22 protein-coding genes and 1 tRNA gene are annotated in these 21,664 nt (G+C 72.3%); 13 read left to right on the top strand and 10 right to left on the bottom strand.

Translation table 11 applies throughout. From position 1 onward, the window contains the following. Positions 1-99: 99 nt before the first annotated feature. From ACZ6RC_RS05670 to ACZ6RC_RS05695, 6 genes are all read left to right on the top strand, one after another. On the top strand, positions 100-582 hold the full coding sequence (locus ACZ6RC_RS05670) for a CarD family transcriptional regulator (RefSeq protein ID WP_003953493.1): 483 nt from the start codon (positions 100-102) through the stop codon (positions 580-582). 396 nt (positions 583-978) lie between these two features. Next, positions 979-1,728, top strand: a complete 750-nt coding sequence (gene ispD, locus ACZ6RC_RS05675) for a 2-C-methyl-D-erythritol 4-phosphate cytidylyltransferase (RefSeq protein WP_391143542.1) — start codon at positions 979-981, stop codon at positions 1,726-1,728. Then, positions 1,718-2,221, top strand: a complete 504-nt coding sequence (gene ispF, locus ACZ6RC_RS05680) for a 2-C-methyl-D-erythritol 2,4-cyclodiphosphate synthase (RefSeq protein WP_453612448.1) — start codon at positions 1,718-1,720, stop codon at positions 2,219-2,221. Before ispD ends, ispF begins: the two co-directional genes overlap by 11 nt. A 98-nt stretch (positions 2,222-2,319) precedes the next feature. Continuing rightward, a complete protein-coding gene (cysS, locus tag ACZ6RC_RS05685; protein WP_391143545.1) occupies positions 2,320-3,720 on the top strand; it encodes a cysteine--tRNA ligase in 1,401 nt (466 codons plus the stop codon). A gap of 76 nt (positions 3,721-3,796) precedes the next feature. Next, positions 3,797-4,756 (top strand): 23S rRNA (guanosine(2251)-2'-O)-methyltransferase RlmB, encoded by a 960-nt coding sequence (gene rlmB / locus ACZ6RC_RS05690; protein WP_391143548.1) that lies wholly within the window; start codon positions 3,797-3,799, stop codon positions 4,754-4,756. A gap of 190 nt (positions 4,757-4,946) precedes the next feature. Further along, the gene (locus tag ACZ6RC_RS05695) at positions 4,947-6,545 is read left to right on the top strand and encodes a DoxX family membrane protein (protein ID WP_469579524.1); all 1,599 of its coding nucleotides are present in this window, start codon (positions 4,947-4,949) and stop codon (positions 6,543-6,545) included. 150 nt (positions 6,546-6,695) lie between these two features. Here ACZ6RC_RS05695 and ACZ6RC_RS05700 read toward each other — a convergent pair whose 3' ends face one another. From ACZ6RC_RS05700 to ACZ6RC_RS05710, 3 genes are all read right to left on the bottom strand, one after another. Continuing rightward, a complete protein-coding gene (locus tag ACZ6RC_RS05700) occupies positions 6,696-7,412 on the bottom strand; it encodes a nucleotidyltransferase family protein (protein ID WP_391143553.1) in 717 nt (238 codons plus the stop codon). 53 nt (positions 7,413-7,465) lie between these two features. After that, positions 7,466-7,879 (bottom strand): hypothetical protein, encoded by a 414-nt coding sequence (locus tag ACZ6RC_RS05705; protein WP_391143556.1) that lies wholly within the window; start codon positions 7,877-7,879, stop codon positions 7,466-7,468. Positions 7,880-8,108: 229 nt separating this feature from the next. After that, positions 8,109-9,206 carry an ABC transporter ATP-binding protein gene (locus tag ACZ6RC_RS05710; RefSeq protein WP_391144347.1) on the bottom strand — a complete coding sequence of 366 codons (1,098 nt, stop codon included), beginning with the start codon at positions 9,204-9,206 and terminating at the stop codon, positions 8,109-8,111. A gap of 209 nt (positions 9,207-9,415) precedes the next feature. Here ACZ6RC_RS05710 and ACZ6RC_RS05715 point away from each other — a divergent pair. Both ACZ6RC_RS05715 and ACZ6RC_RS05720 read left to right on the top strand, forming a co-directional pair. Beyond that, positions 9,416-9,493, top strand: a tRNA-Thr gene (locus tag ACZ6RC_RS05715). Between the two features lie 96 nt (positions 9,494-9,589). Beyond that, complete coding sequence (locus ACZ6RC_RS05720; RefSeq protein ID WP_469579527.1) at positions 9,590-11,686, top strand: restriction endonuclease; 2,097 nt, start codon at positions 9,590-9,592, stop codon at positions 11,684-11,686. A gap of 86 nt (positions 11,687-11,772) precedes the next feature. On the opposite strand, the gene ACZ6RC_RS05725 is transcribed toward ACZ6RC_RS05720, so the two are convergent. Beyond that, on the bottom strand, positions 11,773-13,164 hold the full coding sequence (locus ACZ6RC_RS05725) for an NAD(P)/FAD-dependent oxidoreductase (RefSeq protein WP_469579529.1): 1,392 nt from the start codon (positions 13,162-13,164) through the stop codon (positions 11,773-11,775). A gap of 117 nt (positions 13,165-13,281) precedes the next feature. On the opposite strand from ACZ6RC_RS05725, the gene ACZ6RC_RS05730 reads away from it, so the two are divergent. Together ACZ6RC_RS05730 and ACZ6RC_RS05735 are read left to right on the top strand one after the other, a co-directional pair. Beyond that, positions 13,282-14,178, top strand: a complete 897-nt coding sequence (locus ACZ6RC_RS05730; RefSeq protein WP_469580735.1) for an aminoglycoside phosphotransferase family protein — start codon at positions 13,282-13,284, stop codon at positions 14,176-14,178. A gap of 19 nt (positions 14,179-14,197) precedes the next feature. Further along, entirely contained in the window at positions 14,198-14,674 is a 477-nt protein-coding gene (locus ACZ6RC_RS05735; RefSeq protein WP_469579531.1) for a GNAT family N-acetyltransferase, read from the top strand. 120 nt (positions 14,675-14,794) lie between these two features. Here ACZ6RC_RS05735 and ACZ6RC_RS05740 read toward each other — a convergent pair whose 3' ends face one another. The 3 genes from ACZ6RC_RS05740 to ACZ6RC_RS05750 all read right to left on the bottom strand — a co-directional run bounded on the left by ACZ6RC_RS05740 (position 14,795) and on the right by ACZ6RC_RS05750 (position 16,532). Next, positions 14,795-15,979, bottom strand: coding sequence for a methyltransferase domain-containing protein (locus ACZ6RC_RS05740; protein ID WP_469579532.1), 1,185 nt, complete (start codon positions 15,977-15,979; stop codon positions 14,795-14,797). Between the two features lie 5 nt (positions 15,980-15,984). Beyond that, positions 15,985-16,116 (bottom strand): hypothetical protein, encoded by a 132-nt coding sequence (locus ACZ6RC_RS05745; RefSeq protein ID WP_469579534.1) that lies wholly within the window; start codon positions 16,114-16,116, stop codon positions 15,985-15,987. Between the two features lie 263 nt (positions 16,117-16,379). Continuing rightward, entirely contained in the window at positions 16,380-16,532 is a 153-nt protein-coding gene (locus ACZ6RC_RS05750) for a hypothetical protein (RefSeq protein WP_469579536.1), read from the bottom strand. Between the two features lie 207 nt (positions 16,533-16,739). Between ACZ6RC_RS05750 and ACZ6RC_RS05755 the strand changes: the two genes are divergently transcribed. Both ACZ6RC_RS05755 and ACZ6RC_RS05760 read left to right on the top strand, forming a co-directional pair. Then, positions 16,740-17,480, top strand: coding sequence for a helix-turn-helix domain-containing protein (locus ACZ6RC_RS05755; protein WP_469580738.1), 741 nt, complete (start codon positions 16,740-16,742; stop codon positions 17,478-17,480). A 5-nt stretch (positions 17,481-17,485) separates the two neighbouring features. Beyond that, positions 17,486-17,956, top strand: coding sequence for an NUDIX domain-containing protein (locus tag ACZ6RC_RS05760; RefSeq protein WP_469579538.1), 471 nt, complete (start codon positions 17,486-17,488; stop codon positions 17,954-17,956). 122 nt (positions 17,957-18,078) lie between these two features. Here the strand turns inward: ACZ6RC_RS05760 and ACZ6RC_RS05765 are convergent, their stop codons facing one another. Then, entirely contained in the window at positions 18,079-19,077 is a 999-nt protein-coding gene (locus ACZ6RC_RS05765) for a zinc-binding dehydrogenase (protein ID WP_469579539.1), read from the bottom strand. A 79-nt stretch (positions 19,078-19,156) separates the two neighbouring features. Continuing rightward, positions 19,157-20,320, bottom strand: coding sequence for an FAD-dependent oxidoreductase (locus tag ACZ6RC_RS05770; RefSeq protein ID WP_469580741.1), 1,164 nt, complete (start codon positions 20,318-20,320; stop codon positions 19,157-19,159). A 133-nt stretch (positions 20,321-20,453) separates the two neighbouring features. Between ACZ6RC_RS05770 and ACZ6RC_RS05775 the strand changes: the two genes are divergently transcribed. Then, positions 20,454-21,128 carry a pentapeptide repeat-containing protein gene (locus ACZ6RC_RS05775; protein ID WP_391143568.1) on the top strand — a complete coding sequence of 225 codons (675 nt, stop codon included), beginning with the start codon at positions 20,454-20,456 and terminating at the stop codon, positions 21,126-21,128. Between the two features lie 29 nt (positions 21,129-21,157). Here ACZ6RC_RS05775 and ACZ6RC_RS05780 read toward each other — a convergent pair whose 3' ends face one another. Then, a complete protein-coding gene (locus tag ACZ6RC_RS05780; protein WP_391143571.1) occupies positions 21,158-21,658 on the bottom strand; it encodes a hypothetical protein in 501 nt (166 codons plus the stop codon). Positions 21,659-21,664 lie beyond the last annotated feature (6 nt).

Here is a 21,664-nt window from a genome sequence, read left to right on the forward strand (position 1 = left end):
GTTGTCAAGCCCCGAGATATGCCCTGACCTGCGAAAACGCCATTCAGAAGAAGCCGTATCCGTGTTACCCTGGATAGCCACGGAAGGGGTACCTGTCACATGACGTTCAAGGTTGGCGACACCGTGGTCTATCCCCATCACGGGGCCGCGCTGATCGAGGCCATCGAAACTCGCCAGATCAAAGGCGTGGACAAGACCTACTTGGTGCTCAAGGTCGCCCAGGGCGACCTGACGGTTCGTGTGCCGGCGGACAATGCGGAGTTCGTCGGAGTTCGCGACGTGGTCGGTCAGGATGGGCTGGACCGGGTCTTCGAGGTGCTGCGCGCGCCGTACGCCGAAGAGCCCACGAACTGGTCCCGACGCTACAAGGCAAATCTCGAGAAGCTCGCCTCCGGCGATGTCATCAAGGTCGCCGAAGTAGTGCGCGACCTGTGGCGCCGGGAGCGCGAGCGCGGGCTTTCCGCAGGTGAGAAGCGCATGCTCGCCAAGGCTCGGCAGATCCTGGTGAGCGAGCTTGCTCTCGCGGAGAACACGAACGAGGACAAGGCCGAGGCTCTCCTCGACGAGGTCCTCGCGTCCTGAGCAGCGATGCCGCGGTGCCCGATGACGTGCTGTGAAGATCACAGTGCCGTCGCCGGGCGCTGCGGCATGTCCATCTCCCGCACCTGACCTGCCCCAGCATCACTGCACCGAACCACCCCACGTCCGTGGACTCCCGACCGACGTCCGACCGGCGTCGCGGCCCTGGCCGCACGGCACCGCACGGCGCCCGGGGAAGGCTCCCGGCACCGCGCGGTCGTTCACGGAAAAAAGCCCCGCAGTCCCTGTCCCCTTGGTCCCCTCGCGCCACATCCCCTGTGCCCGCCGCGATACGCCCCCGACCGTCGTCACGGAAAGGGCCCGGTCAAGGCGTCGCGTCCGGCACGGTGAGGCCATACCCATGTCGGCCGAGGAAACAAACCTGCCGGAGTGCAACCAATGACAGACCCAGCGCGTCCTGTCCGTACCGCCGTGGTGATCCCCGCGGCCGGCCGGGGCGTACGGCTCGGCCCGGGCGCCCCCAAGGCGCTCCGGGCGCTGAACGGCACCCCCATCCTCATCCACGCCGTCCGCGCGATGGCCGCCTCCCGCGCGGTCTCCCTCGTCGTCGTGGTCGCCCCCTCCGACGGCGCCCCCGAGGTCAAGAACCTCCTCGACACCCACGCCCTCCCCGAGCGCACCGACTACCTCGTCGTCCCCGGCGGGGAGACCCGCCAGGAATCCGTGCGGCTCGGTCTCGAAGCACTCCCCGAGGGCATCACCACGGTCCTCGTCCACGACGCGGCCCGCCCCCTCGTCCCCGTCGACACCGTCGACGCGGTCATCGAGGCCGTCCGCGACGGCGCCGTCGCCGTCGTCCCCGCGCTGCCCCTCGCGGACACCGTCAAGGAGGTCGAGCCCGCCGCGGAGAAGGGCCGGCCCGAACAGGTCGTCGCCACCCCCGAGCGCTCCCGGCTCCGCGCCGTCCAGACACCGCAGGGCTTCGACCACGACACCCTCGTCAACGCGCACGCCACCATCGCCCTCACCGGCGACGGCGCCACCGACGACGCCGGCATGGTCGAACGCCTCGGCGCGCCGGTCGTCGTCGTCCCCGGCCACGAGGAGGCGTTCAAGGTGACCCGCCCCCTCGACCTCGTCCTCGCCGAGGCCGTACTCGCCCGCAGGAGGGCCAACGATGGCTTCTGAGCTTCCCCTGGTCCCCAGGACCGGTATCGGCACCGACGTCCACGCCTTCGAACAGGGCCGTGAGCTGTGGTGCGCCGGTCTGCTCTGGGACGGGCCCGAGAACGACGGCTACGGCCTCGCCGGCCACTCCGACGGCGATGTCGCCGCCCACGCCGCCTGCGACGCCCTCTTCTCCGCCGCCGGCATCGGCGACCTCGGCGCCCACTTCGGCACCTCCCGCCCCGAGTGGTCCGGCGCCTCCGGCGTCACCCTCCTCGCCGAGGCCGCCCGGATCGTCCGGGCCGAGGGGTACGAGATCGGTAACGTCGCCGTCCAGGTCATCGGCGTCCGCCCCAAGGTCGGCAAGCGCCGCGACGAGGCGCAGAAGGCGCTGAGCGCGGCGGCCGGCGCGCCCGTCTCCGTCTCCGGCACCACCACCGACGGCCTCGGCCTCACCGGCCGAGCCGAGGGCCTGGCCGCGATCGCGACGGCCCTCGTCTACCGCGCCCCCTGACGGGACGGGCCCGCCGCCCCGTCCCCGTACGGAAAATTCGTGCCCCGCGACCGGCAATCGGTCGCGGGGCACTACCACACGGCCACTACCCTGGAGTGGTGACTATTCGCCTGTACGACACCAGCGCCCGGCAGATCCGTGATTTCACCCCGCTCACACCGGGCTGTGTCTCGATCTACCTCTGCGGTGCCACCGTGCAGGCCGCCCCGCACATCGGCCACATCCGGTCGGGGCTGAACTTCGACATCATGCGCCGCTGGTTCGAGTACCGCGGGTACGACGTCACGTTCATCCGCAACGTCACCGACATCGACGACAAGATCATCGCCAAGGCGGTCGACCAGGGCCGCCCCTGGTGGTCCATCGGCTACGACAACGAGCGCGCCTTCAACTCCGGCTATGACGCCCTCGGTTGCCTCCCGCCGACGTACGAACCCCGCGCCACCGGTCACATCACCGAGATGGTCGAGATGATGCGCGGCCTCATCGAGCGCGGGCACGCCTACGAGGCCGACGGCAGCGTCTACTTCGACGTGCGCTCCTTCCCCGGCTACCTCGCCCTGTCCAACCAGGACATCGACGACCTGCGCCAGCCCGCCGAGGACGGCATCACCGGCAAGCGCGACCCGCGCGACTTCGCCATGTGGAAGGCGACCAAGCCCGGCGAGCCCGACTGGGAGACGCCGTGGGGCCGCGGCCGCCCCGGCTGGCACCTGGAGTGCTCGGCGATGGCGCACAAGTACCTGGGCTCCGCCTTCGACATCCACGGCGGCGGCCTCGACCTGATCTTCCCGCACCACGAGAACGAGATCGCCCAGGCCAAGGCCTACGGCGACGACTTCGCCTCGTACTGGGTGCACAACGCCTGGGTCACCATGAGCGGCGAGAAGATGTCGAAGTCCCTCGGCAACTCCGTCCTCGTCTCCGAGATGGTCAAGCACTGGCGCCCCATCGTCCTGCGCTACTACCTCGGCACCCCGCACTACCGCTCGATGATCGAGTACAGCGAGGACGCCCTGCGCGAGGCCGAGGCCGCGTTCGCGCGGATCGAGGGCTTCGTCCAGCGCGTCACCGAGAAGGCCGGCAAGACCGTCCCGCCCGCCCCGGACGTGCCCCTCGCCTTCGCCGAGGCCATGGACGACGACCTGGGCGTCCCGCAGGCGCTCGCGATCATCCACACCACCGTCCGGCAGGGCAACAGCGCCCTGGCCGCCGACGACAAGGACGAGGCCATCGCCCGCCTCGCCGAGGTACGCGCCATGCTCGGCGTCCTCGGACTCGACCCGCTCGACCCGCACTGGGCCGGCGAGGCCGACCGCGGCGAGGACCTCCACGGCGTCGTCGACACACTCGTACGCGTCGTGCTCCAGCAGCGCGAATCGGCCCGCGAGCGCAAGGACTGGGCCACCGCGGACGCGATCCGCGACCAGCTCACCCAGTCCGGCCTCGCCGTCGAGGACAGCCCCGAGGGCCCCCGCTGGACGCTCGGCAACCGCTGAAGACGTGCCGCCCGGGCCACCGGGCGGCACACTTCACCTACAGACTTATGCACGCAACACCGAGGAATAGGTAGTCATGGCCGGGAACAGCCAGCGCAGGAACCGTCGCACGTCCAACAAGAAGGGTGCGACGGTCGGCAGCGGTGGCCAGCGGCGCAAGGGCCTCGAGGGCAAGGGCCCCACGCCGCCCGCCTCCGCCCGCAAGGGTCACAAGAAGAACCGCGTCGCCAACGCCCAGGCGAGGCAGGCCGCCACCCGGCGCCCCGCCCCGCGCCGAGGCGGCCCCAAGGGCACCTCGGAGATGGTCGTCGGCCGTAACCCGGTCTTCGAGGCGCTGCGCGACGGCGTCCCCGCCACCACGCTCTACGTCCAGCAGTTCATCGACAACGACGAGCGCGTCCGCGACGTCCTCAAGCTCGCCGGCGAGCGCGGCAACATCAACCTGATGGAGGCCCCGCGCCAGGAGCTCGACCGGATGACGAACGGCCTGAACCATCAGGGCCTCGTCCTCCAGGTCCCGCCCTACGAGTACGCCCACCCCGAGGACCTCACCGCGGCCGCCTACGACGCCCACGAGGACCCGCTGATCGTCGCCCTCGACGGCGTCACCGACCCCCGCAACCTCGGCGCGATCGTCCGCTCCGTCTCCGCCTTCGGCGGCCACGGCGTCGTCGTCCCCGAGCGCCGCGCCGCCGGCATGACCGCCGGCGCCTGGAAGTCCTCGGCCGGCACCGCCGCCCGCACCCCGGTCTCCCGCGTCACCAACCTGACGCGCGCCCTGGAGGGCTTCCAGAAGGAGGGCCTCACGGTCGTCGGCCTCGCCGCCGACGGCGAGCACACCGTCGAGGACCTGGAAGCGCTCGACGGCCCCGTCGTCATCGTCATCGGCAGCGAGGGCAAGGGCCTCGGCCGTCTCGTCGGCGAGACCTGCGACTACCGCGTCCGCATCTCGATGCCCGGCGGCGCCGAGTCGCTGAACGCCGGCGTCGCCGCGGGCATCGTCCTCTACGAGGTCGCGCGCCGCCGCACCCGCTGACGGCGCTTCGCGCCGGGTGAGCCGCCCCGCGGCGCGCGCGCCGACACTCCGTACGCCCCCTCGTTCGGCGTACTCCGGGAAAGGGTCCACCTCGCTGAGCTGGGCCCTTTCCCCGCACGGGCGATCTTGACGGGTCTCGGACATTCACTGCCCGTCAAGGCAGTGTCCTTATCCCGCGTCACTCGGTTAGATGAGTGTGGACACCAGAACGCCCCGGCCGGGGTTCGACGATCAGCCCGCGCTGAGCATGGTCAAAGTGGATTCCGACCCCGCGCAGGTCATCGTGAACCACGCCAGCTTCCGTGTGCGGCTCGCGCCGACCGCCCAGCAGCCGAAGTTCGCCGTCGCCCCCCGCCTCTCCGTACTCGGCGGAGCCGGAGCGGCCGCGGGCGCGGCCGCCGGCGCGGCGGGCCGCCGCCGCCCCGTCGTCTGGACCGGGAAGTCCGCACCGGGCGACCCCGGCGCGACCGGACTCCTCCAGGCCATGCGCGAGTCCTCCGTCTCCACGCTGGAGCCGCCCGCGACCCACCAGGCGGGCGCCACCCAGGCCATCCCGCGCATCGACGACACCATGCCGACACCGGTGATCACCGGCGACGCACCCCCGCTGCTGCCGCCCATGCGGCGCGCCGAAGGGGCCTACGACCCGCCGCAGGACGACGCGTACTCCCCGCCGTACCGCCCCGCCTACGGCGACGAGGGCCCGGAGGCCGACGACACCGACACGGAGCGCGCCCGCTCCCACCGGCACGGCGCCGAGACCGTCCGGCACGCCTATTACCCCGGGCGCCGCATGAACCTCGGCGTCGTCCTCCTCCCGCTCCGCGTCTTCCTCGGCTTCATCTCCATCTACGCCGGCATGGGCAAGCTCTGCGACCCCGTCTACTTCGACGGCGGCGAGCGCGGCTCCATGGTCAAGTGGCTCAACTCGCTGCACCCCTGGGCCCTCGCCGAACCCCTGCGGGACTTCGCCCTCCAGCACCCCGTCGGCGCCGGCCTGACCGTCGCCTTCCTCCAGGTCGTCGTCGGCGTCCTGACCGTTCTCGGGCTCTGGCAGCGCGTCGCCGCCGTCTTCGGCGCCCTGCTCTCCGCGGCCCTGATCCTCACCGTCAGCTGGAAGAGCGTCCCCGTCTACGACGCCCCGGACATCATCTTCCTCGCCGCCTGGTCGCCCCTCGTCATCGCCGGCGCCCCCGTCTACTCCATCGACGGACGCCTCGCCGGCGAAGCCTGGCGCACCCTCGGGCCCCGCTCCGCACTCTGGGACCTGCGCCGCCGCGTCCTGCGCCGGGGCGCCGTCGTCACCGCCGTCGTCGTCGGCCTCACGCTCCTCACCGGCTCCATGCTCGGCGGAGCCGTCCGCTCCACCGACATGGTCACCGTGCCCGGCCCGAACGACGACCCGATCAACCACCTCCCCGGCCAGCCCCTCCCGCAGGAGCCCGGCGAGCGCACCCCCTCCACCTCCGCCTCCGTCCGCCCCAAGCCGTCGGAGACCGCCGGCGCGAGCGGCGAGCGCGAGGACGAGGAGAGCGCCGCTCCGACCGAGACCGTGCGGGAGACCGGCCGCATCGAGGAGAGCCGGCCCACCGCCACCCGCGGCACCGACAGCTCCCCGACGCAATCCAAGCCCGCGCCCCCGCCGTCCACCGGCTCCGGCCCCACCAGCAGTGGCGGCAGCGGCGGTGGCAACAGCGGCGGCTCGGGCGGCGGTGGCGACGGCGGCAGCACGGACGGCGGCTCGACCGGCGGCGGGAACCGCAACCCCATCGGCGGCCTGCTGGGCTGACCCCCGGCCCGCACCCCGGCCCGCCGGACGACGAAGGGCGGCACCGCGCATCCGCGGTGCCGCCCTTCGCGTACCCGCCGGGCGGTGGCGTACGAGAGGCCGTACGAGGTCCTACGAGAACGGCGTACGAGGGAGTCGTACGAGCGGCTGTCAGGCCCCGTGAGCCGACAGTTCCTTCGCCGCCTCGGTCAGGTCCTTCGCCGTGTCGATGGCCCGCCAGTACGCCCCCTGGGGCAGCGGGAAGCCCGCCAGGCGCCGCTCACGGGCCAGCCGGGGGAACGTCGTCCGCTCGTGGTCGCCGAGCTCCGGCAGGAGGTCGGTGAAGGCCGCGGAGAAGACGTACACCCCCGCGTTGATCAGATACGGCGACGGCGGCGACTCGATGAAGTCGGTGATGTGCCCGAACGCGTCGGTCTCGACGGCGCCCCACGGGATCCGGGGGCGGGCGAGGGCGAGGGTGGCGGTGGCGTCCCGCTCGGCATGGAACTCGGCCATCTCCCGCAGGGAGAAGCGGGTCCAGATGTCGCCGTTGGTGGCGTACCAGGGCTGGTCGGGCTCGGGCAGGCGCGCGGCCGCGTACTTCAGTCCGCCGCCGCGGCCCAGCGGCTCCGTCTCCACGACCGTCGTCACGCGCAGGGGGAGGACGGCGGAGGCCAGCCACTCCTGGAGCACCTCGGCGAGATGGCCGCACGAGACGACGACATCGGTCACGCCCTCGTCGGCGAGCCAGGAAAGCTGATGGCCGATGATCGGGGTCCCGGTGCCCGGGATCTCGACCATCGGCTTGGGGCGGTCATCGGTGTAGGGGCGAAGGCGCGAGCCCTGGCCGCCCGCCAGGACCACGGCCTGCGTCGGGGTGGTGTGCATACCGGAACGATATGCGTACCTCGTGAGGCTGAACCGCTGTCGGCGTGGACGGTTCAGCTCGCGTACATCACGCCCGTCGCGAAGGAGGTGTCGCAGACCGGACGGGAGTAGGACTGGGCGCGCGTGGGGCCGTAGTACTGCACGGCGGCACGGCCGAGGGCGCGGGCGATCGACACGCAGTGCTTGGCGAGCGAGGGGCGGTTCTCGACCTCGCGCTGCAGGTGGGTGAGGGCCGTCCCGGGGTCCTTCTCCTGAAGCTCTGCGAGGAGCCGGTCGCGGAGAATATCCTGCGGGGCGCGGGACTTGGCGGGGGCGGAGACGTCCTTGGAGGATGCGGTCAGCATCTGGGTCCCGGAGCCCTGGCCGGCCCACGGAACGGCGGACACCGCGAGCGTGCCGGAGAGCACCAGGACGACGGGCAGGACGAGGGCGAGAGAGCGGCCGATACGGCGGGCAGTGTGCGTCACGCAGGCGAGCGTAGCGGTCCGTACAGATATGGCGACATTTAGTCACTCTCGCGAGGGATGGTTCGAGGCGTCTTTTCGAATCCCGTGTTGACGCCGGGCCGTGGATCCTGTCCGAATTGACGGGTCTGCCGGGGTATTTGTCGACAGCGTCCCGGAGCGCCCCCGAGGTACGCGAACGGCCCCGCGTCCGACTCGGACGCGGGGCCGTTCGCACTGCTTCGGGGGCGGGTCAGCCGGAGAGGCGCTCGCCCGTCGACGTCGAGAAGACGTGCAGCTCGTCGGCGCGCGGCACGACGTGCAGGGTGGAGCCCTTCTCCGGCACCGCGCGGCCGCCGACGCGGACCACCAGGTCCTTGTCCTCGCTGCCGACGCGGGCGGAGCCGTAGACGTAACCGTCGGCGCCGAGCTCCTCGACCACGTTCACGGAGACGGCCAGGCCCTCCTTGCTGGTGGCGCCCGAGACGTCGAAGTGCTCGGGGCGGATGCCGACCGTCACCGTCTGGTCCCCCCGGGCGGAGGCGGCGGACAGCGCGTCGCGGGAGACCGGGACGATGCTGTTGCCGAACTTCACGCCGCCCTCGGTGATCGGCACCTCGACCAGGTTCATGGCGGGGGAGCCGATGAAGCCGGCGACGAAGAGGTTCGCGGGCCGGTCGTACATGTTGCGCGGCGAGTCGACCTGCTGAAGCAGACCGTCCTTGAGGACCGCCACCCGGTCGCCCATGGTGAGCGCCTCGACCTGGTCGTGGGTGACGTACACCGTGGTGATGCCGAGGCGGCGCTGGAGCGACGCGATCTGCGTACGGGTGGAGACGCGGAGCTTGGCGTCGAGGTTCGACAGCGGCTCGTCCATGAGGAACACCTGCGGCTCGCGCACGATGGCACGGCCCATGGCGACGCGCTGGCGCTGACCGCCGGAGAGCGCCTTCGGCTTGCGGTCCAGGTACGGGGTGAGGTCGAGGATCTTCGCGGCCTCTTCGACCTTGGCGCGGATCTCGCTCTTGTTGACGCCGGCGATCTTCAGGGCGAAGCCCATGTTGTCGGCGACGGTCATGTGCGGGTAGAGCGCGTAGTTCTGGAACACCATGGCGATGTCCCGGTCCTTGGGCGGCAGGTGCGTGACGTCGCGGTCGCCGATGCGGATGGCGCCGCCGTTGACGTCCTCCAGACCGGCCAGCATGCGCAGGGAGGTCGACTTGCCACAGCCGGAGGGGCCGACGAGGACGAGGAACTCGCCGTCCTCGATCTCGATCTCGAGCTGGTCGACGGCGGGCTTGTCGGACCCCGGGTAGAGCCGGGTCGCCTTGTCGAACGTGACGGAGGCCATGGTGATGTGTCCCTTCACCGGCAGGAACGTGCCGGACGATCCGTTGTAAAGGAAGGATGTGGTGTAGTCCACCGGAGTGAACTGGGGGTGACGCTACCTTGGCGATGTCCGGTCTGTCAGTAGCGGGAGGCGGGGGAATTCGTCCCCTGGCCGTTCGTGGCGCTGTGTAGAGTGGGGGAGCCTCGCGCGTGAGCATCGCCGCGGGCGATGCCCCCTTAGCTCAGCCCGGCCAGAGCGCCGCACTTGTAATGCGTAGGTCGTCGGTTCGAATCCGACAGGGGGCTCCACGATTCCTGTGTCCCGGACCGCTCTGGTCCGGGACACTTGTGCGTTACGGGGGCGTAGACGCACGAGTGGGGTGTTTCCGGGGAGGGGTACGGCGGATGAGCCGGCGTTCCAGTGGGTTGATCGGGGCTTGGGCCGAGGCGCAGCGGGTGGCGCAGCGGGAGCGGGAGGGGCAGCTGCAGGCGGTGGTGCGGCAGCAGCGGGACGCGGAGCGGGCGCAGCGGGCGCACGAGCGGGATGTGGCGCGGATGCAGCGGGAGCAGCGGGCCGCGTACCGGCAGCACCGTGACGCGGACGCGCTGCGGCGGACGCGGGAGTTGGACGAACGGGTCGAGCTGTTGTCGGGGCTGCTGGCGCGGGGGTGCGGGGCGCCGGCGTTCGGGGCGGAGGCGATGCGGCGGCCCGAGGAGGTCGAGCCGTTCGCTCCGGGGCCGCTCGGGCAGCCGGTGGCGATGCCGGACCAGCGGCACTACCAGGCGCAGGGCGGCTGGACGGCGTCCGGACGGGCGCAGGCGGAGCAGGAGGCCCGGGCGCGGTTCGAGCGGGACTGGTACGCGGCGCAGGGGGCGGAGGCGCGGCGGCAGCAGCAGCTGGCCGCCTACCGGGCGCAGTACGACGCGTGGGCCGCGGAGCGGCTGGCGGAGATCCGGGCGCACAACAGCGGGATCGCCGGGATGGTGGAGTCGCTGCGGGACGGCGATCCGGAGACGGTGGTGGAGTTCTTCTCGGCCGTGCTGTACGCGTCGACGGCGTGGCCGGAGGGGTTTCCGCGGCAGGTGTCCGCCGCGTACGACCGTGCGGGCCGGGGCCTGGTCCTGGACTGGGACCTGCCGGGGTTCGACGTGGTGCCGGAGGCCAAGGGGGTCAAGTACCTGCCCAGCACGGACCAGGAGAAGGAGGTCCCGCGGCCGGTGACGCAGCGGCGGGCGCTGTACCGGGACGTGGTGGCGCAGAGCGTGCTGCTCGCGGTGCGGGAGCTGTTCGCCGCCGACCGGTTCGGGGTGCTGCGGAGCGTGGCGCTGAACGGTTTCGTGGACGGGGTGGATCCGGCGACGGGGCTGGCCGCCCGGCTCTGTCTGGCCTCGGCGCGGGTGGAGCGGACGGTCTTCGACGGGCTGAACCTGGAGCTGGTCAGCGCGGTGGACTGTCTGACGGGGGCGCTGTCGGGCCGGCTGTCGACGAAGCCGGACGAGCGGGTGGTGGTGCAGCCGCTGGCGGTGCCGGAGCAGGTCGGTTCGGGCGTGCAGCTGCACGGCGAGGGCGAGGAGCCGGATCTGCTGGCGATGGACCCGATCGCGTTCGAGGGTCTGGTGGCCGAGCTGTTCCGGGCGCGGGGGCTGCAGGCGGTGACGACGCGCCGGTCCAACGACGGCGGTGTCGACGTGGAGGCGCTGGATCCGGATCCGATCAGCGGCGGGTCGATCATCGTGCAGGCGAAGCGGTACCGGAACACGGTGCCGCCGAGCGCGGTGCGCGATCTGTACGGGACGGTGCAGGGGGCGGGCGCCAACAAGGGGGTGCTGGTGACGACGTCCGGGTTCGGGCCGGGGTCGTACGCCTTCGCCAACGGCAAGCCGCTGACGCTGATCTCGGGCGCGGAGCTGGTGGACCTGCTGCACCAACACGGTCTGCGGGGGCGGTTGGGGACGGGGGCGTCGTCGGAGGCGCCGACGCTGGTGGCCGTGGCGCCCGTTCCGCCCGGGGACGACGAGGACGCCAACGTGCTGGGGATGGTGTGGTCGGGGTCGGTCGCCCTGGACGTGTGCGCGTTGGTGTGCGAGGGCGGCAGGGTGCTGGGGGAGGAGCACTTCGTCTTCTTCAACAACGCCTCGACGCCGGAGGGCGCGGTGCGGATGGTCCCCGCTCTCTGGGGCGACAAGGCTGCCGTCCGGGTGGGGTTCGACGCCCTGCCCGCCCGGGCGGACCGGCTGGTGCTGGTGGCGGCCGTCGATCCGGAGGTGAACCCGGACGCGGATCTGGCGGGGTTCGCGGACGCGGGGATCCGGCTGCGGGACGGGTCGGGCGCCGAGTTGGACCGGCTCGACGTGTCGGACGGCCGGGCGGGGGAGACCGCGCTCGTCCTGGGGTCGTTCCGGCGGCGGACCGGGGGCGACTGGGACTTCGTCCTGGGTGGCAAGGGCTACCGCGGCGGGTTGGCGGAGCTGGTGGGTGACTTCGGTATCGAGGTGGAGTAGGGGGAGTGGTCACGGGCGGGGGCCCCGGGCCTGGGGGAGGTCCGGGGCCTTCGGCGTGCCGGGCTCCGCGGTCGGGCCGGCGCGGGTCAGCGGCCGGAGAGCCGGTCGGCGAGACGGGCGATGCGGGAGGTCTCCGCGCGGTGGGTGGTGCGTTCCCGGCGGTCCGCCTCGCGGTAGGCCGCGTACATCGCCTGGACACCGAGCCAGCGCAGCGGCTCCGGTTCCCACCTGCGGACCTTGTGGCCGACCCAGGGGAGCGCGGTGAGGTCGGTGGGGCCGGACTGGCCCGAGTCCTGCTGGATGAGGTCGCGGAGGGTGCGGGCGGCGAGGTTGCTGGTGGCGACGCCGGAGCCGACGTAACCGCCGGCCCAGCCGAGGCCTGTGGTGCGGTCGAGGGTGACGGTGGCGCACCAGTCGCGGGGGACGCCGAGGACGCCGGACCAGGCGTGGTCGATGCCGATGCCGGCGAGGGTGGGGAAGAAGCGGACGAGGATGTCGCGGAGGGCCTCGACGGTCTGCGGCTGGGTGCGGCCGTCGTTGTCGGTCCTGGAGCCGTAGCGGTAGGGGACTCCGCGGCCGCCGAGCGCGATGCGGCCGTCGGCGGTGCGCTGGGCGTACATGTAGGCGTGGGCCATGTCGCCGAGGGTCTCCAGGCCGTTCCAGCCGATGGTGTCCCACTGGGCGTCGGTGAGGGGCTCGGTGGCGATCATCGAGGAGTTCATGGGCAGCCAGGCCCGGCGCTGTCCGGCGAGCGAGGCGGTGAAGCCCTCGGTGCAGCGCAGGATGTACGGGGCGCGGACGGTGCCGTACGGGGTGACGGCGTGCTTGGGCTTGATCTCGGTGACGGGCGTCGACTCGTGGAGGGTGACGCCGAGCGCCTCGACGGTGTCGGCGAGGCCCTTGACGAGCTTCGCGGGGTGGAGCCGGGCGCCGTGGGGGGTCCAGGAGGAGCCGACGGCGCCGGTGACACGGATGCGGTCGGCGGTCCTGCGGGCTCCGTAGAGTTCGCGGTCCTTCTCGCCGAAGGCGATCTCCCGGGCGTGGAAGGCCTTCAGGCGGGCGACCTGGGCGGGGGTGTGGGCGATCTCGAGGACGCCGCCCTGATGGATGTCGGCGTCGATGCCCTCCTCGGCGGCGACGCGGACGACCTCGGTGACGGTGTCGTTCATCGCCTGCTGGAGGCGGACGGCGGCCTCGTGGCCGTGGAGCGCGGCGTAGCGGTCGCGCCCGGCGATGCCGTTGTAGAGCCAGCCGCCGTTGCGCCCGGAGGCGCCGTAGCCGCAGAACGAGGCTTCGAGGACGGTGATGTCGAGGAAGGGGACGGCCTTCTTGAGGTAGTAGGCGGTCCAGAGGCCGGTGTAGCCGCCGCCGACGATGCAGACGTCGGCGGTGGTGTCGCCGGGCAGCGGTTCGCGGGGGGCGGGGGTGCCCTCCTGCGCGTACCAGAACGATATGCCGCCGTTGACCGTGCTGCTCATGGTGTCCTCTGTCCCTGTGGGGCCTCTGGGGTTGGTGGGCGGGAGGGTACTGGAGTGCCGGGGCGGACGGGTGTTGAGGGGTGGGGGGCGGGGGCGGGTGTCTAGCATCGGGGTGTGATGCGTGTTCCCGAGGAGTTGGTGGCGTCGCAGATCCGGTTCAACGGGGAGGCGGGGCGGGCTTTCGTCGCGGCGTTGCCGGGGCGGGCGGCGGAGTTCCTGGACCGGTGGGGGCTGCGGCTGACGGGGCCTTCGATGTACGGGGTGGCGTCGTGGGTGCTGCCGGTGACCCGTGTCTCGGACGGTACGCCCGCGGCGCTGAAGCTGCAGCTGCTCGACGAGGAGTCCGCGGGCGAGCCGGTGGCGCTGCGGGCCTGGGACGGGTCGGGGGCGGTGCGGCTGCTGGCGGAGGACCCCGGGACGGGCACGATGCTGCTGGAGCGGCTGGACGAGGGCCGGCACCTGTCCGCGTCCGGGGACGTACGGGGCGCGGTGGGCGTTCTCGCGGGTCTGCTGGCCCGGCTGGTGGCGGTCCCGGCGCCCGAGGGGCTGCGGGGCCTGGGGGAGATCGCGGCCCGGATGGTGGCGGCGGCCCCGGAGGCGGCGGCCCGGCTGGGGCCGGAGGACGCGGCGCTGGTGCGGGACTGCGCGGCGGCGGTGCGGGAGGTGCTGGGGGAGCCGGGGGACCGGCTGCTGCACTGGGATCTCCACTACGACAACATCCTGGCGGCGGAGCGGGAGCCGTGGCTGGCGATCGACCCGAAGCCGCTGGCGGGGGACCCGGGGTTCGAGCTGCTTCCGGCCCTGACGGACCTGTGGGAGGCGGATCCGTCGGCGGGGACGCGGTGGCGGTTCGACCTGCTGACGGAGCGGCTGGGCCTGGACCGGGGACGGGCGCGGGCGTGGACGCTGGGCCGGGTGCTGCAGAACGCCCTGTGGGACGTGGCGGACGGCGAGCCGGCGCTCGATCCGGACCAGGTGTCCATCGCGCGGACACTGCTGGCCCCGGGCGGCTGAGCGTGTGCAGGCTGGTCGCATGATCCGTACCGCCACGCCTGCCGATGTCCCGGTGATCCACACGATGATCCGCGAGCTCGCGGAGTACGAGAAGTCGCTGCACGAGGTGCGCGCGACGCCGGACTCCCTCCACGACGCCCTCTTCGGCCCGCACCCGGCCGCCTTCGCCCACCTGGCGGAGACGCCGGCGGGCGAGCCGGTGGGCTTCGCGCTGTGGTTCCTGAACTTCTCGACGTGGCACGGCGTCCACGGCATCCACCTGGAGGACCTGTACGTCCGCCCGTCGAGCCGCGGCGGCGGCTTCGGGAAGGCGCTGCTGGCGGAGCTGGCGCGGATCTGCGTGGAGCGGGGCTACGAGCGCCTGGAGTGGGCGGTCCTGAACTGGAACACGCCGTCGATCGACTTCTACGAGTCGGTGGGGGCGCAGCCGCAGGACGACTGGACGGTGTACCGGCTGACGGGTGAGGCGCTGCGGGGGCTGGGCGGCGCGGAGTAGCCACCGGGCGCCTGCCGGGGCGCCTGCGACGGGGAGGCGGGCGGCCGGGCCGGACGCCTGCCCGGGCGCTCCGGGCGGGCGAGGGGGCGGCCGGGCCGGGCATGGTGCGGTCAGCTGCGGTCAGCCGGTCGTCGGGATCAGGCGGTCCGGCGCGTCGAGCCAGACCCACTCACGGGCACCCGGGGCGGTGTCCAGTCCGAACCGTTCGGGTCCGGGTCGGCCGGCGTGGGTCCACCATGCGTGGGCCGCCTCCACCTCGTTCCAGAGGCGGCGGGGGCCGTACTGCCACACCGTGAACCGGTCGTCCGACTTCCCGTCCCAGTCGACGGCAGCCCAGGACGCGGCGTCGGTCGTCGCGACCCAGAGCCTGGAGGCCACCCCGTCCACGTCGGGGTCGTCGTGCCAGGTCCACCACACGTCACGGAGCTGGAGGCCGATGGCGAACTGGGCCGCCAGGTCATCACCCGTGACAGTCCACGGGGACAACGTGGTCCGGGACTCCTCCGGCTGGTGGTCGTCGCGGACCACGTCTCGGTAGATCCGCAGATCCGTGCGCTGGTTCCGCATGAGCATGAACGCGGAGTGGGGAAAGAACCGTCCCGACGCGTCGCCGTGCCCGCCCACCTTCAGGCGCAACAGGCCGTAGCACAGCCAGGGCGTCTCCCAGGGCGTGAGGACGACCCCGCCGGGCCGGGTCTGTTCCACCCACGCCCGGGGGACGGACCGCACCGAACAGGTGGCCTCCACCCGGTCGTACGGCCCGGAGGACGCGTGACCCCGGGCGCCGTCCCCGGAGACGACCTCCGGCTCCAAGCCCAGCTTCCGCAGACGCCTGTCCGCGTCCGTGGCAAGGACCGGGTCCACCTCCACCGTGGTGACGTTCTCCGAGCCCACGCGGTGGGCCAGGAGACCCGCGTTCCATCCGGTCCCGGTGCCGATCTCCAGGACGTGGTGACCGTCGGCCACCTGCAGCATGTCGAGCATCCGGAACACGATGGAAGGGTCCGACGCGGACGACGACGCCCAGCGTTCTCCGTCGCCGGGGTCGCGGCCGTCGTTGACCTGGGTCACCACGGAGTCGGCGGCGTATGCGGCCCGTAGCCACGTGTCGGGTGCATCCGTACGGGTGTGCGGGGTCAAGTCCCCTCCCAGGTAGATGCGCGTCGGGAGGAAGTGGTGGCGGGGTACCGCCCAGGCCGCCCGCTCCCATTCGGGAGCCAACGGCGTCTCCAGCGCGTTGTTCACCGCGCCGAGCAGGTCGCGGATGGCGATCTGCTCGGACGCCGACAGGTCGGGTGTCGTCACCGGTGCTAGTCCTTCTTGTGCTTCGGCGGATCCTTCGGCTTGGCCGTGTCCGACGACAGCTTGGACGTGCCCGGGTCCTTGTTTCCCGAGTGCTGCCCGTTGCCTCCGCTCCCGCCCTTACCCGTTCCCCATCCCATGCCGTGCTCCTCTCGGTTATGAAAAACCAGCCCGAGCCCCGTCGGCTCGGGCTGTGTCCGCTCCGGGCGACCAGTGGGAGGCCGTCCCACCCCGGGGCGGACGTTCCCTCCGGCGGTTCTTGGACGTGTTGTGCAGTCCCCCACCGTCGTCGTTGGAGGGCGCCGCCGCGACCAAGTCACCGCGCGGAGACCGCCACAGCCAGGGCCACGTCCTTCAAAGGTCCGAGCGAACATCGTGGGGTCCCTGTGCACCATCCGGACCGTCACGTCTCCACTGCCGACACCGGCGTGGTGAAGACGCGGACCTGGTCCAACTCCTGCGCCGTCGGGGCCCGCAGCTCATCCACCGGGACTGCCCACTCCCGGCCGCCTCCCGGCGGACGCAGGAACACACTTCCCTCGTACTCTCGGTCCACCCGACCCAGCGTCCCGTTACGGTCCACCGCGTACCGACTGGTGGTCGGCCTCCGCTCCTCGGCCACGTCTCACCATCCCCTCGTTTCGTGACCTGAGCTTCGCTCTGATCACTGGGACGTTGGAACCTCGTACGTTTCCCACTTAAGGACGTCCCACGGGCGGTAAAACGTCCCTCACGACGTCCTGAGAGATGGGTGGAACTGGCGATGCCGAACGAGCGGTTGAGAGCTGCCTTGGCTTCCGCGGGCTGGACTTGTACCGACCTGGCCACCGCCGCTGAAGTTGATCCAAAATCCGTGGAGCGGTGGGTGAACTTGGGGCGAACCCCAAGGCGGGCGACGGCAACGAAAGCCGCTGAGGCACTGAGAGAAGACGTGTACGCACTGTGGCCCGCCCTCCGGCAAGCCCGCGCGGCCCGAGCAGTCAGTCCTGAACTGGTGGCGCTCTACGATCAGCGCGCCGACCTTCCCGTTTCCGCCTTTGGCGACCTGATGACTCAGGGCCACAAGCGGATCGACGTGCTGGTCTACGCCGCCGTTTTCCTCCACGAGGCGTACCCCCGTTTCAACGAACTGCTGCGGGAGCGCGCCGCCGGGGGTTGCTCGGTACGCATCGCGATCGGCGACGCCGACAGCGTCAACGTGCGACAGCGTGGGCAGGAAGAGCGATTCGGGCACGGCATCGAGTCCCGGTGTCGGAATGCCCTGGAGCATTACCGTCCCCTGCTCGGGGCGCCGGGGGTGGAGCTGCGGACGCACGGGACGACGCTCTACAACAGCATCTACCGTGCGGATGATCAGATGCTGGTGAACGCCCACGTGTGGAGCGTGAACGCATATGGGGCGCCTGTGTGGCACCTCCGGCGGAACGGCCGGGGTGGATTGTTCGACACGTACGTGGGCAGCTTTGACGCCGTCTGGGAGACGGCGCAACCGGTGGAAAGGTAGGCCCCGTGGCACGAAACGAGTTCTACGACGACCCGAACGCGCCGGAGCCGGACAGCCTGGTGGTGGCGGCCTCTGTCATCGTTGCCGACTCTGCGGGCCGCATCCTCTTGCAGCGGCGGAGGGACAACGACCTGTGGGCGCTTCCGGGCGGCGGCATGGAGATGGGCGATTCTCTCCCAGGTGCGGCTGTTCGAGAAGCAAAGGAGGAGACCGGGCTGGACGTGGAGATCACGGGTCTGGTCGGCACCTACACGGACCCCCGGCATGTGATCGCGTACAGCGACGGGGAGGTACGCCGGCAGTTCAATGTCTGCTTCACCGCTCGGGTCGTCGGGGGTGCGCTTGCCATCTCGGAGGAGTCCACGGAACTCCAGTTCGTGGAGCCGAACCAAATCCCCGGTCTGCCCATGCACCACACGCAGCGGTTGCGCATTCAGCACTATCTGGAGCATCGGTCCTCGCCGTACCTGGGATAGGTGCGCTGGGGCCGAAGGCTGGGTCGGGTCCGGCACGGTGTCCGGCCGGGTGCGAACCGGTCGGAGACCAAGCACCGTTGGCCGCCTTCCGGTACGCCTCCAGCTACGTCACGGCCCCGGGGTCAGGGGATCAGGACGACCTTGCCGATCGTGCCGCGGGATTCCAGGGCCCGGTGGGCCGTGGACGCCTCGGCGAGGGGGAAGCGGTGGACGGCGGGGCGGAGGGTTCCTTCGGCGGCGGCGGTGAGGGCGGCGTGTTCGAGGGTGCGGATGTCGCCGCCCGCCTTGCGGATCATGACCGGGCCGAGCACGTTCTCGGAGGTGATCCCGCGCGCGGTGAGCTCCTCGTCGGTGAAGGTGAGGGGTTCGCCGTCGTGCGGGCCCGTGCCGTGCCAGCCGAAGACGACGTGGTGGCCGCCTTCGCCCAGCAGGTCGACGGTGGCGCGGCCGGTGGCGCCGCCGACGGAGTCGAAGACGACCGTCGCCCCGCGGTCGCCGAGGAAGTCGCGGACCGTCGTGGGCCAGTCCGGCCGCAGGTAGTCGACGGCGAGGTCGGCGCCGTTCTTCTCGACCAGGGCGGTCTTCTCGGGGCCGCCGGCCAGGCCGATGACGGTGGCGCCGGCGTTCTTCGCGTACTGGACGAGGAGGGTGCCGATGCCCCCGGCGGCGGCGGGGACGACGGCGAGGGAGTCGGGGCCGAGGTCGGCGAACTGGAGGATGCCGAAGGTGGTGCGGCCGGTGCCGATCATGGCGACGGCCTCGGCCTCGCCGAGGGTGTCGGGGAGGGCGTGGAGCCGGCCGGCGTCGGCGACGGCGAGTTCGGCGTAGCCGCCGGGGCCCTGGCCGAGGTGGGTGACGACGCGCTTGCCGAGCCAGCTGGGGTCGGTGCCCTCGCCGAGGGCGTCGACGGTGCCGGCGACTTCGCGGCCCGGGACGGTGGGGAGGGCGGCGGGGGCCGGGAAGGGGCCGCTGAGGCCCAGGCGCAGGGCGGTGTCGAGGAGGTGGACGCCGGCCGCGGCGACGCGGACGCGGACCTGGCCGGGGCCGGGGACCGGGTCCGGGACCTTCTCGTAGGTGAGGTTCTCGGCCGGGCCGAAGGCGTGCAGGCGGATGGCGTGCATGGCGGGCTCCCCGTCGGATGCGTAGTGGTGCACCAGTGGTTCGTGGGTGGTTCGTGGTGACGGGCATCAGCTTTCAACCTCAAGTCCGCTTGAGGTCAAGGGGTGTGGCGCGCAGGGCCAGGGACACCGCTTCGACGGCGCTGGTGAAGGAGACCTCGGAGAGGACGCCGGGTGCGGCGACCTGGTCGCCGGCGAGGTAGACGCCGTCGCCGCGGTCGATCGCCGGCCGGTCGCGCCAGGTGGTGCCGGGCCGGTCGACGGCTCCCGTACGGCCGGTGGAGACGGCCTCGCGTCGGTGGACGGTACGGTCCCGCCAGCCGGGGAACCCCAGGTCGAGCAGGTGTTCCGCGTGGGCGACGCCGTCGGCCTTGGAGGCGCCCGGGCCGATGGGGAGCTGGGCCTGGAGGAGCTGTTCGCCGGCCGGGGCGAGGGTGGGGTCCTGGGCGGTGAAGCGCTCGATCCAGCCGGGGGCGTCCAGGTCGGAGATGACGAACGGGTCGCCCGCGCGGCGGCGCAGCGCCAGGTCCAGCAGGACGGTCCGGCCGCTCTCCCAGGTCAGGCTGGGGTCCTGGAGGAGGCGGGAAGCCGCGGCGAGGGAGGTGGCGACGACGACGGGCCCGTCGGTGAGCGGCGGCGCGTCGACACGGGACCCGGTCTCGACACGTACCCCCAGGTCACGGGCGTGCGCGGCCATCCGGTCGATCAGCCGCCCCCAGCCGCCGCGCGGGTAGTGGGCCTCCGGCGGCAGGGCGGTGGACCGGCGGAGCCGTTCCTGGACGAAGCGGGCGGAGAGCGCGCCGGGGTCGTGGTGGAAGAGGGCGACCGCGCTGTACGCGGCGGCGGCGCGGGCGGCGCGCGGACCGGCGACGCGGGTGGCCCAGGTGAGGAAGTCGACGTCGACCGGGGCCTCTTCGGGCCTGCGGCGGCTGAGGCGCAGGAAGCCGAGGGGCGGGACGCGGCGCAGGGCGCCGTCGCGGTGGAAGCGCAGCCGGGCGGCTTCGAGGGGCGGCAGCGGCGCGAGCGGGCCGAGCAGGCCGCGCTGCTTCAGCCAGGTCCAGTGGGGGCCGCCGCTGTAGAGGGCGTGGGGTCCTTCGTTGGTGCGGTACGGGCCTTCGGCGGTACGGGCGCGGCCGCCGAGAGTGTCGTGCGCTTCGTGGAGGGTGACCTCCGCTCCGGCCTCGGCGGCGGTGACGGCCGCGGTGAGGCCGGCGAAGCCCCCGCCGATGACGGTGATGCGCTTGATGTGCCTGCCTGCCATGTCCCTCTCCCTGGTGGTGCTGTGGTGGGGGTGAATCCGGTTTCACGGAGGCGACGGACTGGGGGCCGTGGTTCGTGACATCCGGGGCGTTGTCAGTGGCGCACGTCACTATGAAGGCATGGCGACACGAAGCGGGAAGAAGGCGGCGGTGGCGGCGGTGCGCAGGCCGGAGGTGCGGCTGCCGCCCCTCGCCGCGTACGAAGGAGGGCTGGAGCCGGACGGTGACTATGACGGCCTCGAGTTCCGGGGCCTGGACCTGGCGGGGCAGGACGGGGCGGGCGCGCGGTTCATGGACTGTGCGCTGCGGGAGTGCGCGGTGGACGAGGCGCGGCTGACGTCGGCGCGGGTCCTGGACTGTGTGTGGAGCGAGGTCAGAGGGGTGGGGACGGACCTCGCGGGGGCGACGCTGCGGGACGTGGAGGTGCGGGACGCGCGGCTCGGCGGGACGCAGCTGCACGGGGCCGTGCTGGAGCGGGTGTGGGTGCGCGGAGGGAAGATCGACTATCCGAACCTGCGGATGGCGAAGCTGAAGGACGTCCTCTTCGAGGGGTGCGTCCTCGGCGAGCCGGACTTCGGGGGCGCCCGGCTGGAGCGGGTCGAGTTCCGCGACTGCGTGCTGGCCGGCGCTGACTTCGGCGGCGCGGTGATGAAGGACGTGGACCTGCGGACCGTGGAGCGCCTGGAGATCGCGCGCGGAGTGGACGCCCTGGCCGGCGCGGTGATCGGGACGGGCCAGCTGCTGGACCTGGCGCCGGTGTTCGCCGCGCAGTTGGGGGTGCGGGTGGAGGACTAGCCGGGGGCCCGGGGGCCGGGGTGCGGGGGCTAGGGAACGCGGGGGAAGCGTGCCTGGAGGTCCCAGATCGCGGGGTTGTCGCCGAGGCCTTCGTGCATGTCGGTGAGGTCGGCGATCAGGTCGTGCAGGAAGTCGCGTGCCTCGCGGCGCAGTTCGCGGTGGCCGAAGGTGAGGGGGGCCTCGTCGCCGGGCATCCAGTCGGCCTCGACGTCCACCCAGCCGAAGCGGCGCTCGAAGAGCATGCGGTCGGACGACTCGGTGAAGTCGAGCTCGGCGTGCTGGGGGCGGGCGGCGCGGTTGCCGCGCGGGTCGCGGTCGAGCTGCTCGACGATGTCGCACAGCGCCCAGGCGAAGTCGAGCACCGGCACCCATCCCCAGGCTGTGGACAGCTCCCGGTCGGCCTTCGGGTCGGCGAGGTAGACGTCCCCGCAGAAGAGGTCGTGGCGCAGGGCGTGGACGTCCGCGCGGCGGTAGTCGGTCTGCGGGGGGTCGGGGAAGCGACGGGAGAGGGAGTAGCCGATGTCGAGCACGGGTCG

It is taken from the genome of Streptomyces sp. NPDC048353 (genome assembly GCF_055587165.1).

What these genes read in the sequence shown, in the direction of transcription:
- ACZ6RC_RS05695 (WP_469579524.1), top strand. Translation starts at nt 4,947, where the DNA reads ATGAGTGTGGACACCAGAACGCCCCGGCCGGGGTTCGACGATCAGCCC.
- ACZ6RC_RS05775 (WP_391143568.1), top strand. Translation starts at nt 20,454, where the DNA reads ATGGCGACACGAAGCGGGAAGAAGGCGGCGGTGGCGGCGGTGCGCAGG.
- ACZ6RC_RS05725 (WP_469579529.1), bottom strand. Translation starts at nt 13,164, where the DNA reads ATGAGCAGCACGGTCAACGGCGGCATATCGTTCTGGTACGCGCAGGAG.
- ACZ6RC_RS05670 (WP_003953493.1), top strand. Translation starts at nt 100, where the DNA reads ATGACGTTCAAGGTTGGCGACACCGTGGTCTATCCCCATCACGGGGCC.
- ACZ6RC_RS05735 (WP_469579531.1), top strand. Translation starts at nt 14,198, where the DNA reads ATGATCCGTACCGCCACGCCTGCCGATGTCCCGGTGATCCACACGATG.
- ACZ6RC_RS05745 (WP_469579534.1), bottom strand. Translation starts at nt 16,116, where the DNA reads ATGGGATGGGGAACGGGTAAGGGCGGGAGCGGAGGCAACGGGCAGCAC.
- ACZ6RC_RS05755 (WP_469580738.1), top strand. Translation starts at nt 16,740, where the DNA reads ATGCCGAACGAGCGGTTGAGAGCTGCCTTGGCTTCCGCGGGCTGGACT.
- rlmB (WP_391143548.1), top strand. Translation starts at nt 3,797, where the DNA reads ATGGCCGGGAACAGCCAGCGCAGGAACCGTCGCACGTCCAACAAGAAG.
- ACZ6RC_RS05700 (WP_391143553.1), bottom strand. Translation starts at nt 7,412, where the DNA reads ATGCACACCACCCCGACGCAGGCCGTGGTCCTGGCGGGCGGCCAGGGC.
- ACZ6RC_RS05730 (WP_469580735.1), top strand. Translation starts at nt 13,282, where the DNA reads ATGCGTGTTCCCGAGGAGTTGGTGGCGTCGCAGATCCGGTTCAACGGG.
- ACZ6RC_RS05765 (WP_469579539.1), bottom strand. Translation starts at nt 19,077, where the DNA reads ATGCACGCCATCCGCCTGCACGCCTTCGGCCCGGCCGAGAACCTCACC.
- ispD (WP_391143542.1), top strand. Translation starts at nt 979, where the DNA reads ATGACAGACCCAGCGCGTCCTGTCCGTACCGCCGTGGTGATCCCCGCG.
- ACZ6RC_RS05720 (WP_469579527.1), top strand. Translation starts at nt 9,590, where the DNA reads ATGAGCCGGCGTTCCAGTGGGTTGATCGGGGCTTGGGCCGAGGCGCAG.
- ACZ6RC_RS05710 (WP_391144347.1), bottom strand. Translation starts at nt 9,206, where the DNA reads ATGGCCTCCGTCACGTTCGACAAGGCGACCCGGCTCTACCCGGGGTCC.
- ispF (WP_453612448.1), top strand. Translation starts at nt 1,718, where the DNA reads ATGGCTTCTGAGCTTCCCCTGGTCCCCAGGACCGGTATCGGCACCGAC.